This window comes from Cohnella sp. GbtcB17 (assembly GCF_019091135.1).
Classification (GTDB): domain Bacteria; phylum Bacillota; class Bacilli; order Paenibacillales; family Paenibacillaceae; genus Cohnella.
Genome location: NZ_JAGXJW010000202.1, coordinates 1 through 349 on the forward strand (window position 1 = coordinate 1; position 349 = coordinate 349).

General features: G+C 59.3%; 1 protein-coding gene. It reads right to left on the reverse strand.

Features of this window, described 5'->3' with window-relative positions:
• Positions 1-130 precede the first annotated feature (130 nt).
• The coding region (locus KVT38_RS33600; protein ID WP_306795385.1) for a TetR family transcriptional regulator C-terminal domain-containing protein at positions 131-349 on the reverse strand (219 nt) is incomplete at its 5' end.

Sequence of the window (349 nt, forward strand, 5' to 3'; positions counted from 1 at the left end):
GGTTCAGCATCAGAATCAAAAGCGCACCGTCGTCTTCTCCCGAGACAGCCATCACTAACGTCCTCCAAGTCGTTTACACCAATACTGAATAATCATTCTAGATGTGGGCAAAAAAAAGGGGAGACCGCGCTCAGGCGATCCCATGCAGGAATACGTCCACCGCCAGCCGGTACGCGGCCAGCGCTACGCTCCGCGCCATATGCCGGGCGTGCTGGCTCAGACCGAACAGCAGGCCGTCGAGGATCATGCCGAGCGCGCCCGCATCCGCCCCCTTGAACTCCCCGGCGTCGATGCCCAGCTGCAGCAGCTGCTTGTTGAAGTCGACGTACCCTTTGATCATCTGCCGGAT